The 15,823-nt window shown below is 71.5% G+C and carries 15 protein-coding genes and 1 tRNA gene; 8 read left to right on the top strand and 8 right to left on the bottom strand.

Annotation, left to right across the window (positions count from 1 at the left end; translation table 11 throughout):
* The 5 genes from ACS5PV_RS22725 to ACS5PV_RS22705 all read left to right on the top strand — a co-directional run.
* On the top strand, positions 1 to 546 hold a 546-nt coding region (locus ACS5PV_RS22725), incomplete at its 5' end, for an IS3 family transposase (RefSeq protein ID WP_455397604.1).
* A 303-nt stretch (positions 547 to 849) separates the two neighbouring features.
* Entirely contained in the window at positions 850 to 1,503 is a 654-nt protein-coding gene (locus tag ACS5PV_RS22720; RefSeq protein ID WP_455397603.1) for a protein-L-isoaspartate O-methyltransferase family protein, read from the top strand.
* A gap of 572 nt (positions 1,504 to 2,075) precedes the next feature.
* Entirely contained in the window at positions 2,076 to 3,431 is a 1,356-nt protein-coding gene (locus tag ACS5PV_RS22715; RefSeq protein ID WP_455397621.1) for a TolC family outer membrane protein, read from the top strand.
* Between the two features lie 159 nt (positions 3,432 to 3,590).
* A complete protein-coding gene (locus ACS5PV_RS22710) occupies positions 3,591 to 4,229 on the top strand; it encodes a PopZ family protein (protein WP_455397602.1) in 639 nt (212 codons plus the stop codon).
* Between the two features lie 184 nt (positions 4,230 to 4,413).
* On the top strand, positions 4,414 to 7,125 hold the full coding sequence (locus ACS5PV_RS22705; protein ID WP_455397601.1) for a valine--tRNA ligase: 2,712 nt from the start codon (positions 4,414 to 4,416) through the stop codon (positions 7,123 to 7,125).
* A gap of 6 nt (positions 7,126 to 7,131) precedes the next feature.
* On the opposite strand, the gene ACS5PV_RS22700 is transcribed toward ACS5PV_RS22705, so the two are convergent.
* A complete protein-coding gene (locus ACS5PV_RS22700) occupies positions 7,132 to 7,680 on the bottom strand; it encodes a GNAT family N-acetyltransferase (protein WP_455397600.1) in 549 nt (182 codons plus the stop codon).
* A 155-nt stretch (positions 7,681 to 7,835) separates the two neighbouring features.
* Between ACS5PV_RS22700 and ACS5PV_RS22695 the strand changes: the two genes are divergently transcribed.
* Entirely contained in the window at positions 7,836 to 8,102 is a 267-nt protein-coding gene (locus ACS5PV_RS22695; RefSeq protein WP_455397599.1) for a DUF2283 domain-containing protein, read from the top strand.
* 266 nt (positions 8,103 to 8,368) lie between these two features.
* Here the strand turns inward: ACS5PV_RS22695 and ACS5PV_RS22690 are convergent, their stop codons facing one another.
* A complete protein-coding gene (locus ACS5PV_RS22690; protein WP_455397598.1) occupies positions 8,369 to 9,205 on the bottom strand; it encodes an outer membrane protein in 837 nt (278 codons plus the stop codon).
* A gap of 368 nt (positions 9,206 to 9,573) precedes the next feature.
* Here ACS5PV_RS22690 and ACS5PV_RS22685 point away from each other — a divergent pair, with 368 nt between their 5' ends.
* Positions 9,574 to 10,146 (top strand): hypothetical protein, encoded by a 573-nt coding sequence (locus tag ACS5PV_RS22685; protein ID WP_455397597.1) that lies wholly within the window; start codon positions 9,574 to 9,576, stop codon positions 10,144 to 10,146.
* A 5-nt stretch (positions 10,147 to 10,151) separates the two neighbouring features.
* Here ACS5PV_RS22685 and ACS5PV_RS22680 read toward each other — a convergent pair.
* The 4 genes from ACS5PV_RS22680 to ACS5PV_RS22665 all read right to left on the bottom strand — a co-directional run bounded on the left by ACS5PV_RS22680 (position 10,152) and on the right by ACS5PV_RS22665 (position 12,655).
* A tRNA-Pro gene (locus ACS5PV_RS22680) sits at positions 10,152 to 10,229 on the bottom strand.
* A 167-nt stretch (positions 10,230 to 10,396) separates the two neighbouring features.
* Entirely contained in the window at positions 10,397 to 11,038 is a 642-nt protein-coding gene (locus tag ACS5PV_RS22675) for a TPM domain-containing protein (protein ID WP_455397596.1), read from the bottom strand.
* Positions 11,038 to 11,841: a TPM domain-containing protein gene (locus ACS5PV_RS22670; protein ID WP_455397595.1), complete on the bottom strand. Its 804-nt coding sequence runs from the start codon at positions 11,839 to 11,841 to the stop codon at positions 11,038 to 11,040. Before ACS5PV_RS22670 ends, ACS5PV_RS22675 begins: the two co-directional genes overlap by 1 nt.
* A gap of 208 nt (positions 11,842 to 12,049) precedes the next feature.
* On the bottom strand, positions 12,050 to 12,655 hold the full coding sequence (locus ACS5PV_RS22665; RefSeq protein WP_455397594.1) for a LemA family protein: 606 nt from the start codon (positions 12,653 to 12,655) through the stop codon (positions 12,050 to 12,052).
* A 275-nt stretch (positions 12,656 to 12,930) separates the two neighbouring features.
* On the opposite strand from ACS5PV_RS22665, the gene ACS5PV_RS22660 reads away from it, so the two are divergent.
* Positions 12,931 to 13,800, top strand: a complete 870-nt coding sequence (locus ACS5PV_RS22660) for a hypothetical protein (protein WP_455397620.1) — start codon at positions 12,931 to 12,933, stop codon at positions 13,798 to 13,800.
* Between the two features lie 143 nt (positions 13,801 to 13,943).
* Here ACS5PV_RS22660 and ACS5PV_RS22655 read toward each other — a convergent pair whose 3' ends face one another.
* The gene (locus ACS5PV_RS22655; protein ID WP_455397593.1) at positions 13,944 to 14,429 is read right to left on the bottom strand and encodes a hypothetical protein; all 486 of its coding nucleotides are present in this window, start codon (positions 14,427 to 14,429) and stop codon (positions 13,944 to 13,946) included.
* A gap of 82 nt (positions 14,430 to 14,511) precedes the next feature.
* The gene (locus ACS5PV_RS22650) at positions 14,512 to 15,792 is read right to left on the bottom strand and encodes an efflux RND transporter periplasmic adaptor subunit (RefSeq protein WP_455397592.1); all 1,281 of its coding nucleotides are present in this window, start codon (positions 15,790 to 15,792) and stop codon (positions 14,512 to 14,514) included.
* Positions 15,793 to 15,823: the final 31 nt, after the last annotated feature.

Raw genomic sequence — 15,823 nt, 5'->3', positions numbered from 1 at the left:
GTCAACCGTCAGTTCAAGGCTCCACGGCCGAACGCCCTGTGGGTCAGCGACTTCACCTACGTGGCGACATGGTCGGGCTTCGTCTATGTGGCCTTCGTCATCGATGTGTTCGCCCGGCGCATCGTCGGCTGGCGGGCCTCACGCAGCGCTCATGCAAGCTTCGTTCTGGATGCTCTGGAGCAGGCCCTGCACGAGCGCCGTCCTGTCCAGGGCAGCGGGCTGGTGCACCACTCGGACCGCGGCTCGCAATACTTGGCTCTACGGTACACAGAGCGCCTGGTCGGTGCGGGCATCGAGCCGTCCGTCGGCAGCGTCGGCGACTCGTACGACAACGCCCTGGCAGAGACGATCAACGGCCTGTTCAAGGCCGAGGTGATCCACAGGCGTGGCCCATGGCGCTCCTTCGAGGCCGTCGAGTACGCTACCCTGGAGTGGGTCGACTGGTACAACCACCGTCGCCTGCTCGCGCCGATCGGCAACGTCCCTCCCGCCGAGGCCGAAGCGCGCTATCATACCCACGTCGGCGACCAAGCCCTGGCCGCCTGAACCCAAGACAAACAGCCTCCGAAAAACCCGGAGCGGTTCATCCCGCATCCCAAAAGGCTTTTTGGAGATAGTCAGGCCGTCCAAGTCATCGATTTTGCGAGAAGACTCGCAACCGGACGAGGCCTCCACCCGTCCCCCCGCTCGGTCCGCCATGCAGATCAGCCCGGCGCTCGCGCGCAGGACCGGGCTGTTCTGGCCCCTTGCCCGGATCCTTGCCTTTTGGCCGGCGATCCACCACAACCGCGTCGCCCGGCGGCTTGACCGTCGCGGCTTGGCCGTCGCTCAAGCTCTCCAGAGACGTTCATGCTCGACTACGCGCAAGCGCGCCGCCTCATGGTCGATTGCCAGCTCCGGACGTTCGACGTGACCGACATCGCGCTGCTCGACGCGTTCGACGCCGTCCCGCGCGAGCGGTTCATGCCGGCGGGCCGGGAGGCCTTCGCCTATATCGACCAGCCCCAGGCGGTCGGCACGGAGGAGGGCGAGACCCGCTTCATGCCCGCCCCGATGGTGCTCGCGCGCCTGGTCCAGGCGCTGTCCCTCAAGCCCGGCCATCGCGTCCTCGAGGTCGGCACCGGACTGGGCTACGGCGCCGCCCTCCTGCGCCGCCTCGGCGCCGAGGTGGTCGCCCTCGAGTCGCTCCCCGGCCTCGCCGCGGCGGCGCGCGAGCGGCTGACCGACGGCGTCACCGTCGAGGTCGGCCCGCTCGAGAAGGGCGCAGCCAGCCACGCCCCCTACGACGCGATCCTGGTCAACGGCCAGGTCGAGCAGCGCCCGCAAGCGCTGCTGGAGCAGCTCGCCGACGGCGGCCGCCTCGCCTGCGTCCAGGGCCAGGGCCGCCCGGCCAAGGCGACCCTGTGGGTGCGCTCCGGCGACGCCTTCGGCTCGCGCCCGCTCTTCGACGCCACCCTGCCGCCGCTGCGCGCCTTCGCGGTCGAGGCCGGCTTCGCGTTCTGACGCCTCGGCGCGGGACGGCCTCGTCCCGCGCCGGCGTCGCCGGCCACCGCCGAAAGGGGATGCCGCTGCGCCGATCTGGGGCGCCGGCTCACGTACCCGCGGTGCGGTTTTTCCTTGGGGCCCCGCGCGGGCCCGCCGTCCAGCCCCTCCGCCCGGCTGGATCCGCGGCGCCGATCCGAGGCCTAGGCCAGGCGGCCGAGGCCTCGGCCGTGAGGATGGCGACGCGCGAAAGCAATCGTTTACCAAAGGCTTGCAGGGTGCGTCGGCGCCACCGCCGCCCGGCGCGGATCCTCATGCGAATCGCCCGGCCGCGACCCTGGTTTCCCCTGGGCAACCTGTCGCTTTTATGCGGCACCGCCGGCCAAACTCGGTCATGCACAGTGCGGGGACGATGCTCCCGGCACCGCCCTCGGCTAAGGTCATGGTCGAGGTGGGCACAGCGATATGACGAACCGGCTCCGCCGCCCGCGGTGCAGGACCGGTCATTGTGAGCTAGCCGCACAGGGTAGACAGGCGTGACTGACACAGGAACTCAGGCGTTCCGCAGGCTTCGGCTTGGCGGGTTCGCCGCCATGGCGCTCGCCGTGGCGGGCCAGGGCGCGGCCGCGGAAACCCTGGATACCGCCCTCGCGCGGGCCTATGCGGGCAACCCGACGCTCAACGCGCAGCGCGCCGGCCAGCGCGCCACCGACGAGAACGTGCCGCGGGCGCTGGCGGGCTACCGCCCGACCGTCACCGGCTCGGCGAGCGCGGGGGTCTCGTACCTCTCGGGAAAGCTCAGCGCCCTGGCGGCGGCCTCCGGCAGCGGGGGCGGTGAGGAGACGCTGTACCCGCGCTCCGTCGGCGTCGGGGTGCAGCAGACCCTGTTCAACGGCTTCCGGACCGACAACCAGACCCGGCAGGCCGAGTCGCAGGTGCTGGGGGGCCGCGAGACCCTGCGCAACACCGAGATGACGACGCTGTTCCAGGCGGCGCAGGCCTACATGAACGTGCTGGCGGACACCGCCACGCTGGAGCTCAACCGCAACAACGTCGAGGTGCTGGAAGAGCAGCTGCGCCAGACCCGCGACCGCTTCAACGTCGGCGAGGTCACCCGCACCGACGTCGCCCAGGCCGAGGCGCGGCTCGCCGGCGCCAGGGCCCAGGTCAGCCTGGCCGAGGCCAACCTGCGCACCAGCATCGCGACCTACCGGCAGGTGATCGGCGTCGAGCCGCGCCAGCTCGCCCCCGGCCGGCCGATCGACCGCTACGTTCCGAGCACGCTGACGGCGGCGGTCGAGATCGGCCTTGCCGAGCATCCGGCGATCCTCTCCGCCCTCCACGCCGTCGACGCGGCCGAGGCGCAGGTCAAGATCGCCGAATCGGCCCTCTACCCGACGGCGACGATCAGCGGCAACGCGGCCCAGACCCTCGACCAGCAGATCGCCGGCACGCGCTACTTCTCCGGCTCGATCATCGGCCAGCTCACGGTCCCGCTCTACCAGGGCGGCACCGAATACGCGCAGATCCGCCAGGCCAAGGAGACCGTCGGCCAGACCCGGCTCCAGGCCGAGCTGACCCGCGACCAGGTCCGCGCCGGCATCGTCACCGCCTGGGGCGCGCTGGAGGCGGCCAAGGCCCGCGTCATCGCCTCCCAGGCCCAGGTCCAGGCCAACGAGGTGGCGCTGAACGGCGTGCGCGAGGAGGCCCGGGTCGGCCAGCGCACGACCCTCGACGTGCTGAACGCCCAGCAGGAACTGCTGACCGCCCGCGTCAGCCTGATCGCCGCCCAGCGCGACCGGGTCGTGGGCTCCTACCAGGTGGTGCAGACCGTCGGCCGCCTCACCACCCGCTTCATCGCCGTCCCGGTGGCGCAGTACAGCGCCAAGCAGCATTACGACCAGGTCAAGGACCTCTGGTACGGCGTGCGCACGCCGGACGGGCGCTGACCGACCGGCGCCGGGCGGTGGTGCCGCCCGGGCACATGTCCGGCCCGACGGCGCCTTCGCTGTGAGTTGCGCGGGCCGTCTCGCTTGTGCGGGGCCGGACCTGTGGAATACTGCGTACCCTGACGACCCCCGATCCTCTGCACTCGAGCGTTGAGCCGGATGAGCGCCGCGAGCCCCAAGACGCAGGACAAGACGCAGGAACCCTCGATGGAGGAGATCCTCGCCTCCATCCGCCGCATCATCGCCGACGACCAGAAGCCGGCCGAGCCGCCCGCTCCCGGCTCGCGCCCGGTGGCGGTGCCGGCGCCCGACGAGGACGACGTGCTCGACCTCGCGATGGTGGCCAAGCCCGCGCCGAAACCCGCCCCGAAGCCGGAGCCGGTGGTCGCCAAGGCGCCGCCGAAGCCCGAGCCGAGCTTCGACGACGCGCTCGACCCGATGTCGGAGATCGCCTTCCGCGACGACGAGCCGATGGATTTCGACGCGATCGAGATCGAGCCGGAGCCCGCTCCCCCGCCGCCGGAGCCTCCGAAGGCCGTCGCCCCGCCGCCCGCCCCGGCGCCGGAGCCCCGCCCGGCGATGGAAGACCGGCTCCTGTCCCAGGCAACCGACGCCACGGTCGGCCACGCCTTCGACATGCTCGCCACCACGGTGCTGACCCGCAACGCCCGCACCATCGAGGACTTGGTGCAGGACATGCTGCGGCCGATGCTGAAAGCCTGGCTCGACGACAACCTGCCGGTGATGGTCGAGCGCCTGGTCCGGGCCGAGATCGAGCGCGTCGCGCGCGGTCGCTGAATCCCTCGCGCTGAGTTTCGCGGGCCGCGCTCCCATTGACGGAACGGCCCGGGTCCGCTTGAAAGCGGTCTCGGGGGCCGGCCGCTCGCGCGGCCGGCCTTTTTCGTTTCTGGTTTTCGGCGCCCGCGCGGCCCGCGTCCCGCCGTGGATGCGCCCCGGGACGCCGGCGAGTGGCGCTTTCGCGATGATGGACAAGACCTTCGATCCCGCCGCCGTCGAGGCGCGCATCGCCGCCGAGTGGGAGGAGGCGCAGGCTTTCCGGGCCGGGCGCCCGGACCGGGCCGGCGCCGAGCCCTACAGCATCATGATCCCGCCGCCGAACGTGACGGGCTCGCTCCACATGGGCCACGCCCTCAACAACACGCTGCAGGACGTGCTCGCCCGCTTCGAGCGCCTGCGCGGCAAGGACGTGCTGTGGCAGCCCGGCACCGACCACGCCGGCATCGCGACCCAGATGGTGGTCGAGCGCCGCCTTGCCGAGCAGCAGCAGCCCGACCGGCGCTCCTTGGGCCGGGCGGAGTTCGTCCGCCGGGTCTGGGAGTGGAAGGCGGAGTCCGGCGGCACCATCGTCAACCAGCTCAAGCGGCTGGGCGCCTCCTGCGACTGGTCGCGCGAGCGCTTCACCATGGACGAGGGCCTGTCGAAGGCCGTCCTCAAGGTCTTCGTCGACCTGCACGCGCAAGGGTTGATCTACCGCGACAAGCGCCTGGTGAACTGGGACCCGAAGTTCCAGACCGCGATCTCCGACCTCGAGGTGCAGCAGGTCGAGGTGAAGGGCCATCTCTGGCACTTCGCCTATCCGGTCGTCGACGAGGAGGGCCGCGAGACGGGCGAGACCATCACGGTCGCCACCACGAGACCTGAGACCATGCTCGGCGACACCGCAGTCGCCGTGCACCCGGAGGACGAGCGCTACCGCGCGCTCGTCGGCAAGCGCCTGCGCCTGCCGCTGGTCGGCCGGCTCATCGGAATCGTCGCCGACGAGTACTCCGACCCCGAGAAGGGCACCGGCGCGGTCAAGATCACCCCGGCGCACGACTTCAACGACTTCGAGGTCGGCCGCCGGCACGGGCTGGCGCAGATCAATATCCTGGATGAGGAAGCCCGCATAAGCCTCGAGGGCAACGCGGATTTCCTGGCAGACAGCAGCCCGGAGCCCGAGGCCCTGGCGCTGCACGGCCTCGACCGGTTCGAGGCGCGCAAGCGGGTCGTGGCGCTCATGGAGGAGCGCGGCCGGCTCGTGACGATCGAGCCCAACACCCACGCGGTGCCGCATGGCGACCGCTCGGGCGTGGTGATCGAGCCGTATCTCACCGACCAGTGGTACGTAAACGTCAAGCCGCTGGCCGAGCGGGCGATGCAGGCGGTGCGCGACGGCCGCACCCGCTTCGTGCCCGAGACCTACGAGAAGACCTACTTCCAGTGGCTCGAGAACATCGAGCCGTGGTGCATCTCGCGCCAGCTGTGGTGGGGTCACCAGATCCCGGCTTGGTACGACGCCGACGGCACCTGCTTCGTCGCGCACACGGAAGAGGAAGCCCTGGCGAAAGCCGCCGAGGCGCACGGCCGGCCGGTCGCCCTGCGGCGCGACGAGGACGTCCTCGATACCTGGTTCTCGTCGGGCCTGTGGCCGTTCTCGACGCTCGGCTGGCCCGACGCGACGCCGGAGCTGTCGCGCTACTACCCGACCTCCGCCCTGGTGACGGGCTTCGACATCATTTTCTTCTGGGTCGCCAGGATGATGATGCTCGGCCTTCACGCGCTGGACGAGGTGCCGTTCCGCACCGTCTACATCCACGCCCTCGTCCGCGACGAGAAGGGGGCGAAGATGTCGAAGTCGAAGGGCAACGTCGTCGACCCCCTCGACCTCGTCGACCGCTACGGGGCGGACGCCCTGCGCTTCACCCTCGCGGCGATGGCGGCGCAGGGACGCGACATCAAGCTCTCGGTGCAACGCGTCGAGGGCTACCGGAACTTCGCCACCAAGCTCTGGAACGCCGCCCGCTTCGCCGAGATGAACGGCTGCCGGCTCGATCCCGCCTTCGCGCCGCAGGACGTGACCCAGACGCTCAACGCCTGGGCGCTCGGCGAGGCCGCTCGGGCGGTGGCCGAGGTGACCGGGGCGATCGAGGCCTACCGCTTCAACGACGCCGCCAACGCCGCCTATCGCTTCGTCTGGAACGTGTTCTGCGACTGGTACCTGGAGCTGGCCAAGCCCGTGCTCCAGGGCGAGGACGGGCCGGCAAAGGAGGAGACGCGCCGGACGATCGCGTATCTCATCGACCAGATCTGCGTGCTCCTGCACCCGTTCATGCCGTTCCTCACCGAGGAATTGTGGGCGACGAAGGCCCGCGAGGCCGGGATCGAGCGTCCGCTGCTCGCGCTCGCCGCCTGGCCGGATCTCGGCGCGCTGGCCAAGCCCGAGGCCGAGGCCGAGATCGGCTGGGTCGTCGACCTCGTCTCGGAGATCCGCTCGGCCCGCTCGGAGACGAGCGTGCCGGCCGGCGCCCAGATCCCCCTGGTGCTGGTCTCGCCGAGCGAGGCGGTGCGCGAGCGGCTCTCCCGCTGGGGCGATACCGTGCGCCGGCTCGGCCGCATCGCCTCGATCGAGACCGCGGAAGGCAGCCCGCGCAGCGCCGTGCAGCTGATCGTGCGCGGCGAGGTCGCGGCGCTGCCGCTCGAGGGCGTGGTCGATCTGACCGCCGAGGTGGCGCGGCTGACCAAGGAGGATGCCAAGCTCGGCGGCGAGATCGCCAAGATCGACGCCAAGCTCGGCAACGCCGACTTCCTCGCCCGCGCCCCCGAGGAGGTGGTCGAGGAGCAGCGCGAGCGCCGCGAGGCGGCCCTCGCCCGCCGCGAGAAGGTGCGCGAGGCGCTGACGCGGCTGCAGGGCTGACGCGGGTCACCCCGGGACCGTGAAGCGCAGCACCGTGTCCCCTTCGTCGCCGGCCCGCTCCTCCAGGCAGGACGGCGACAGGGTGGCGACGGTCCGGCGCCAGAACGGCAGGGCCTCCGGGTTGAACCGGCTCACCGCCGCCTCCCAGCGCCCGGGATGGCGCCGGATCGCGAGGTGGGCCGCCCGGGTGCCGATGCCGGCGCGGCGGTTCTTGCGCAGGACGAAGAACTCGGCGACCGCATGGTCGACGGGCAGATCCAGGGCAGACCGGGCGTTCAGCAGCACGAAGCCGGCCACGCGCCCGTCGGCCCGGATCAGGTAAGGGATCCGGTCGGGCTCGCCCCAGTAGCCGTCGAGGCCGGGCGGATAGGCGAACAGGCCGCTTTCGTCCACCTCGCCCCACGGGCTCTCCCGCGGCAGGTGCTGCGAAACATCGTGCAGGTAGAGCTGGAGCAGCTGCGCGATCAGCGGGCGCTGCGCCGGATCCGCCCGCACCAGCGCGACGTCGTGGACGGTCCGGCCCGCCGGAGTGGATGCGTCGGGTGCGCTCGCCATCGGTGACCTCCCGCGGGCGGCCCTGCGCCGCCCGGAATGCGGGATAACAGGACAATTCCGGGGAGGGGCGCTTGCGGCACCGACCGATCCAGGGTGATCGGACTGGTGCGACTCGGAGGCGATCCGTCAACCTTCGTCCGGATATCCGCACAGGCATGAGCTCGAAGCCCGCCCCCGACGACCCCCGCACGAGCCCGGCCCGTCAACAGGCCCGAGCCGCGAAGGGCCGCTACGACACCGCGACCGACGTGCTGTCCGTCCGCTTCACCGATGCCGAGGTGGTGGCGAGCCGGGAGGTCCGGCCGGGCGTCGTCGTCGCCTACGACGCCGCCGGCGCGGTCGCGGGGATCGAGATCCTGGAGGCCTCGTCCGGGCGGTTGGCAGCCGACCAGGACCTGCGTCGGCTCGCCGAGGCGGCCTGATCCCTCGCGCCGCGGCCCGCTTCCCGCTCCCGGGCAGCCCAGCAGGGGCGCGCTTCGCCCGCGCCCAGATGCCGAGCACGACGACCTGGTCCGAGGAAGGCGCGGCCTCGACGGCATCGCCGAACATCTCCGCGCTCGACGCATCCGCGAGCGCGGCGATTGCCGATGAAGGCACGACGCGGTCCGGTCGACCACGTCGAAGAACGGGCGCAGGGACTGCTCGGTCAGTCAGCCCTGCGGAAGATTTCCATACGAAAGCTGCGGTCTCAGTAGCTGCCGAACTTGTAGTTGATACCGGCGCGCACCAGGCTGCCTTCGGTATGGCTGCGAGCGATGTAGCCGACGCCTGGGCTGAGCGGGGCGCCCGTTGAAGCGACGAGCAAGTTGCGGCTGCCGAGATCGTAGCGCAGGTACTCTGCCTTGACCGTCACAGCGCTGGAACGGAAGAAGTTCAGGAAGCTATCGGTCGGCATGGCGTACTCGATACCGCCGCCGTAGGCGTAACCGGTCTCGATGCGCGACCGGCTGCCGAAGTAGGTAACCGGAGCATTTGTCTGGAACGCAACGGTGTTGGTCACGTCACCATAGGCAAAGCCGCCGGTACCATACACGAATACGCGGTCGAAGGCATAGCCGATGCGCCCACGCACGGTTCCGAGGAAGCTGAGATCGGTGCGATAGGTGTTGGTCAGCTGGTTCGGATTGATCGCAGGAAGGAAGATGGATTGCGTGACCGAGCGCTGCAGATCGGTGTACTGCGCGTCAGCCTCGACGCCAACGACGAAGCCCGAGCCCGGCGTGAACTGATAGTTGTAGCCGATTTGGCCGCCGCCGGTGAACCCGTCCTGCGAGACGCGAACGTTGGGCCGGCGAAGATTGTTGTTCACGTTGGTCTGGAGCGTACCGATGCCGGTGGTACGGATCGTATCACTTTCCGTAAAGGCGTAGCCGGCGTTGAAACCGGCGTAGAAGCCGGTCCAGGTGAAGACCGGCACCGGCGTGAAGACCGGCGGCGGGGCAGCGCGGCGCGGCAAGTCGGCGGCGACTGCACCACTCGCGAGGAGAGCAGTCGCTGTGCTGGTCAGAAGCAGGCTACGAAGCATGACAGATCGATCCCCTCGGGAGTTAAGCGCGACCGCGTGCTGACGGCCAACCCGGCGCCTGAGTTGCATACTGGAAAATCGTGCTCAATGCTTCTCGATGTAGTCGCGAGCCAGTCGATCTCGACCTATTTGCGCGCGATGTAGCGCAAATAACACGAAATAGACGCCGAAATGATACGCGTGAGATAAATCCAACTGGCAGCGGAATAATCGCCTGGATCCAACGTGCAAGGTCGAGGCGGGTCGGTGCCTCTCGGTCATCGACGCCCGATGCACGGCCAATCTCCAGAAACCCGCTCGCGGAATACCACTTTCCTGCGTTCGCCCTGCGGAAGCAGCCGAGGACCGCCCGAGGTATCCCGGAGCACGTGGCCGCCTTCGAGGAGGCAGCCGTTCCGGAACTCAGGCTTGCGCTGACGCTCGCCCTGCACACCGGCCGGCACCAAGCCGATCTGCCGGCCCTGCCGGGGAGCGCCTATCACGGCGAGGCCATCACCCTGCGCCAGGACAGGAGCCGGAGAGCCGTCTCCGTGCCGGCGACGATCGCGCTGCGGGCGGCGCTTGACGCCGCGCCGCGGCGTTCCACCGCCATCCTGCCGACGGATCAAGGCGCGCCCTGGACGAAGCGGGATTTCCACGACCACTGGTCAGCGGCGACGCGAGAGGCCGGTATCACTGTCGGCCTGCACTTCCACGACCGGCGCGGGACGGCAGCGACGATGGTGGCGGAGGCGGATTGCACCGTGCCGGAGATCCGCGACCATCACGGGGCACTCACAGGCCACGCGCAGAAAATCCTGGAGCGCTATCGGGCGCGGACGCGAAGCCTCGCCGAGGCCACTATCGTAACACTGGAAGGTCGTCGCCCGAACCGCGAGCTGCCACACGCTCTGCAAAACGGCTCGAAGGCACCGACTGAGATCGCGCCTCAGTCATTGTGAAATAATGGTCGGAGCGAGAGGATTCGAACCTCCGACCCCTAGTCCCCCAGACTAGTGCGCTAACCGGGCTGCGCTACGCTCCGACGCCCCAAGAGGGCGAGCGGGGGTTTAGCGCCGCGCTCGTTCCCGCGCAAGCCCCTTCGTGCGGGCGCCCCGGCCGGCGGGGCGTCCTTCCTGCGGGTCGAGGGCGGGGGAGAACGAACGGGAGAGCCGCCCCCCTCGACGACCCGGCCGCGCCATCGCCGCTCCCCTAACCGGTCACGATCACCCGGTTCGGCAACTCGTCGGCGTCGCCGGGCCGCGGCGGGGCGGCCTCGGCCAGGATCGCGCCGGCGCCCGCCACCGCGCGCTCCAGCCCCTCCGCCAGGGCGTCGCGGCGGAGCGCCGCCACGAGGTCGTCCAGCACCGGCCGCCAGGCATCGGGGGCCGCACCGATTCCGGTGTCCGTCACCACGTCGGCGTAGCGCTCGGCCAGGGCGACGTAGATCAGCACGCCGGTGCGGCCGCGGGTGAGGCCGAGGCCGCGGGCCCGGAACTCGTGCCGGGCGGAGGCCCGGGCCCGGGCCCGGCGGAAGGCGCGGGGCAGGGCGCGGGGCAGGCGGGCGAGGATCGGGGCCGCGGACAGGCCGAGGAGCAGCGCCAGGGCCACGGCGAGCTGGACCAGGAAGATCCGGGTGGCGGAGAGCCCGGTCAGCAGGATCAGCGGCCAGGGCACCAGGAGTGCGCCCGCCAGCGCGAGCGCGGGCGGCAGGCTGCGATAGGCGCCCGAGCGGGCCGCCACCATCACGACGATCTCGCCCGCCGTGCCGCGCTCGGCCGCCGCGATCGCGGCCGCGATGCGGGCGCAGTCCGCCTCGCTGAGCGGCGGCGTCTGATTCACTAGGTCGGGCATCACCAATCCCCCGAGGCGCCGCCGCCGCCGGACGAGCCGCCCCCGCCCGAGAAGCCGCCGCCGAACCCGCCGCCCCCTCCGCCGAATCCCCCGCCATAGCCGCCGGGCGGGCCGGGCACGACGATCCAGTTGCCGCCGCTGCGCCGGTGCGGCCGTCCCGGCCCGCCGCCGCCCCGGGTGAGGAGCCGGACCAGCACGACGCCGATCACCACGAGCAGGATCAGCACCAGGACCGGGTCGAGGGTGCCGCCCGCATCCTCGCGCACCTCCGCCCGGCGCTGCCACTCGGCGGCGTCGCCCCCGAGGATGCCGAGGATCCCGTCGACGCCGGCCCGGATGCCGCCGGGAAAGTCCCCGGCCTTGAACTTCGGCGCCACCGCGCTCGCGATGATCACCTTGGACAGGGCATCGGTCAGCGCGCCTTCGAGGCCGTAGCCGACCTCGATCCGCACCTTGCGCTCGGCGGGGGCGATCAGGAACAGCACGCCGTTGTTGCGCGCCTTGGTGCCGAGGGCCCAGGCGCGGAAGAGGCGGTTGGAAAAATCCTCGACCGAGGTGCCCTGGAGCGAGGGGACGGTCGCGACCACGACCTGATCGGTGGTCCTGTCCTCGTGCGCCTTGAGCTTGGCGGAGAGCGCCGCGCGCTCCTCGGGCGGCAGGAGGCCGGCGCCGTCGACCACCCGGCCGGTGAGAGGCGGCAGGTCGAGGGCCGCCGCCGCCCCGGCCAAGAGGACCGGAAGGAGCGGGACCAGGAGGAGTGGGATCAGCAGGAGGGCGAGGACGGCCCCCGGGACCCGGCGCATCGGCCCGAGCGGACGTGCGTCGGCAGGCCAACGCTTCGTCCGCTCAGGTTCTTGTTCTGTCGCAGGTTTTTGCCGCAAAACCGGCTCCCACTCTTGCGAAACCTGCTTCGAGCATTGTCCGACGGAGCGGATACCGGTTCGTCGCAGAAAATGCCGCAAAATCAAAGACCTGGAGAGATTCGCGATTGGGACGCGATCGTGAGGCGCCCTAGAACTTCACGTTCGGCGGGCGGCTGGCGTCGGGCGTGGCGGTGAAGGCCTCCATCGGCTTCGCCTCCGGGTAGAGGGTCGAGGCGATCCAGCGGCCGGGAATCGTGCGGATCTCGGTGTTGTAGGCCTGCACCGCCTGGATGTAGTCGCGCCGCGCCACCGCGATGCGGTTCTCGGTGCCCTCGAGCTGCGATTGCAGGGCGAGGAAGTTGGCGTTCGACTTCAGGTCGGGATAGCGCTCGACGGTGACGAGGAGACGGCCGAGCGCCCCGGAGAGCTGGTTCTGGGCGTCCTGGAACTCGCGGAACTTCTGCGGGTCGCTCACCGTCCCGGCATCGACCTTGACCGAACTCGCCTTGGCGCGGGCTTCCGTCACCTGCACCAGCACGTCCTTCTCCTGCTGGGCGTAGCCCTTCACGGTCTCGACGAGGTTGGGGATCAGGTCGGCGCGGCGCTGGTACTGGTTCTGCACCTCGCCCCAGCGCGACTTGGCGGCCTCCTCGAGCGTCGGCACCCGGTTGACCGCGTCGCAGGCCGTGAGGGTGGTAGCCAGGCCGAGCGCCAGGACGACGAGACGCAGGCGGCCGAGGAAGGAGGCGGTCATGGTGGCTGGTGCTCCGGGTCCGGGGGCGGCGCCTCCCGGCGCCGCGAGCGTTGCCGTGTCAGATAGGCGGCATTCCGCCGCGGACCAGCGGGCGGGGCAGACCCGGGGCGAGCCTCCGGGAGGCCGGGCGCCCGCCGCTTGGTGCGGCGGCGCTCCGGCGTTATGCCCTGGCCGCGGCCGGTGCGGGCCGATTCGGGACCGGCATGGCGAAGCGAGCGGCCACAGCGAAGACGGCGAAGGCCGCGAAGCCGACCCTGGCGGAGCGGCTCCCGACGATGGCCGCGGAGCCCGGGCCGGCGGACACGCCGCCCTCCGCGACCGCCCTGTGGCGCGAGGCGCGCAACGGTGCCGCCCGGGCGCGGCTGGAGAAGTCGCTGCCGGTCGTGTTCCCGCTCCCGGTGCTGCGCCACGCCCTGTCGCGGCCGCTGGTGCCGCCGACGCCGCGGCTCGCCGTCGAGAGCTACTGGCGCCACCACATCCTGCGGGCCGACCGGCTGGCGCGGGCGCTCGCCGCCGCTTCCGGCCAGCCCGAGGGCTGGACCTGGCGCCTCGGCAGCTGGCGCCCCGACGACCGGCGCCTCGACCCGGTGGAGGAGGTTTCCTCCGAGAAGGGCCTCGCATTCAGCTTCCGGATGCCGCCGGCGCCGTTCCGCGAGGCGCCGTACGCCCGGGGCAAGGGGCATTGCTGCATCTGCGGCCAGCCGGTCTACCGCTTCGGCTGGCACCGCGACCTGTGGGGGGCGGGCGCGCCCAACCGCAACGCCGCGTGGCACGCCGCCTGCGTCACCGCCTGGAAGCTCTGGACCGCCCCCAGCGACCACGTGAAGGAACTGAAGCGCCGCCAGGGCCATCGCTGCGCCCAATCCGGCAAGCGCCTGCTGCGCACGGCCGAGGTCGACCACCGGGTGCCGCTCTACCGGATCTGGCGCGAGGAGCGGGCGCGGCCCTGGCCCGAGCTGCTGGGCTACTGGGGCCTGCCGAACCTCCAGGTGGTCAACCGGGCGGTCCACGCCGACAAGTGCGCCGCCGAGGCCGGCGAGCGGGCGAGCGTGCGGCGGAGCGCGGCTGGCGCGGAGGACGACCTCCGCCCGTCCTCGCCGGAGATCGGTCAGGGGCGGGGTCCGGTTTCCCGGACGGGCTCGTGATCGGTCCGGATTCCGTCTCATACCAACGGCCCAAGATGCTGACGCATCGGGCCGTTGACCCATCTCAAATTTTCAACGTCAAACCAGAGGCTTGGTGAAAATTTGAGAACGGAACCAAAGGTCGTTTTCAACGACCGTTGGTATCAGCCCTCGACCCCGGGCGCGCTCGCCGCCGGCGACGCCCGCCGCCGCCGGAAGGCGCGCCGCAGCCGCTCGCGCCACGGCACCCGGCCGCTGCGGGCGAGGTCGCGGCCGCAGGCGCGGGCGGCGGCGCGGTCGAACTGGAAGGCGATCTCGGCGCCCTCGGCGAGGCGCAGGGCGAGGGCCGGCACGCCGGGCGCGACCTCGCCGGCCGTCCAGCCGAGGACCGGGAAGAAGCAGTTCTCGACGCGGGTGCCCGCCGGCACCGCCTGCGCCGCGTCCGCCGCGACCGAGGCGGTGGCCAGAAGCGCCAGGCCGAGCTCGCCGGCCTCCGCGGGGGTGAGCCGCACCGCGTAGTCCCGCGGCCCGAACGCCACCACGAGCTCGACCTCGTCCGGCCCGGCGGTCACCACCGAGAAGCGCACGTCTCTCGCCGACGTCGTCCCGGCGGGCGCGGTTTCGGCAGGAGCAGTCTCGGACAGGCTCATGCGGGGGCCGTCGCTCGGGGTGCCGGGGATCACCGGCCGACCGTAGCGTCCTGACCTTCGCCGGTGCAAGTTCTGACAGGGTTCAGCGGACCGCGTCGCCGGGCCCGTTCGCCGCCTGACGGCCGTCTCGGCGGCCCACTTGCCGACCCACTTGCCGACCCGCTTGCCGGCCCATCTGCCCGCCTTCCTGACCCTCCCGCCTGATCCCGACCCGCTGGTCCTGGCGCAGGAGCTGGAGGTGGTCGGTGGCGATGCGCTCGCCCGCCTTGAGGCCCTTCAGGACGGAGGTGCGGTCGCCGAATTCCTCGCCGGTCTCGACCGGGGCCATCGTCACCTTGCCGTCGTCGCCCACGCGCCAGACGATGCGCTGGTCGAGCTGCGACGAGAGTGCGACCGTCGGCACCAGCAGCCGCTCCTCCTGGCCCACCTGGACCTGCGTGCGCACGAACTCGCCCGGCAGGTAGCGCTCGTCGGCATTGGGGAGCCAGGCCCGGACCAGGCGGCGGGCGGTGCGGGGGTCGAAGCGGTTGTCGAGCTTGTAGATCGTCGCCTTGCGCTCAGGGTGTCCTTGCGCGTCGAGGGTCTGGATGAAGGCGCGGTTCTCCTTGAGCACGGCGCGCACGGCCTCCGAATCCTCGCCCGAGAGCGCCACCTGCACCTCGATCGGGTCGACCTGGACCACGCTGACGAGCTGGGTCGCGTTCTCGTTGACGTGGTCGCCGACATTGACGTCGGAGAGGCTGGAGCGGCCGTCGAAGGGCGCGCGGATCACCGCGTAGTCGAGGTTGAGCTTCTGGCGCGCGATCGCGGCCTCGGCCTCCTGCACCTTGCTGCGGGCGACCTGGCGGTTGCTCTCGAGCTGCTGGTAGCGCTGCTCGGAGGCGTAGCCCTTGTCGGCGAGGCTCTGGGTACGCTCGACCTCGACGTCGGCGAAGGCCGCTTGCGCCGCCGCCTGCTCGCGCTGGGCCTCCGCCATGCGCAACGCCACCTCGAACGGCCGGGGGTCGATGCGAAACAGCACCTGGCCCTGCTTGACGTGGCCGCCCGGCTCGAAGGGCCGCTCCACCACCACGCCGGTGACCCGGGGCTGGAGCGCCGCGTCCTTCGGCGAGATCACCGTGCCGGTATACGAGAAGGCGACCGGCACGGTCTCGAGCGCGGCGCTGGCCACCGCGACGTCGAATTCGGGCGCCTCGGGCTCGCGGGGCTTCTGGGCGGCCGGCGGCGCCAGGAGCCGCGCCACCGGGGCGGGCAGGGCGCCGGCGGCGCCCTCGGGCAGCGGATGGCCGAGCCCCCACCACAGGCCGGCCCCGGCCCCGGCCGCGACCAGGCCGATGAGGCCGTAGCGAAAACCTGCTCGCACGATGCTGGATCTCCTGTCGACGGGCAGGTCC

Source organism: Methylobacterium sp. Gmos1, from assembly GCF_053764715.1.
This window is presented reverse-complemented; position numbering and strand designations above follow the sequence as displayed.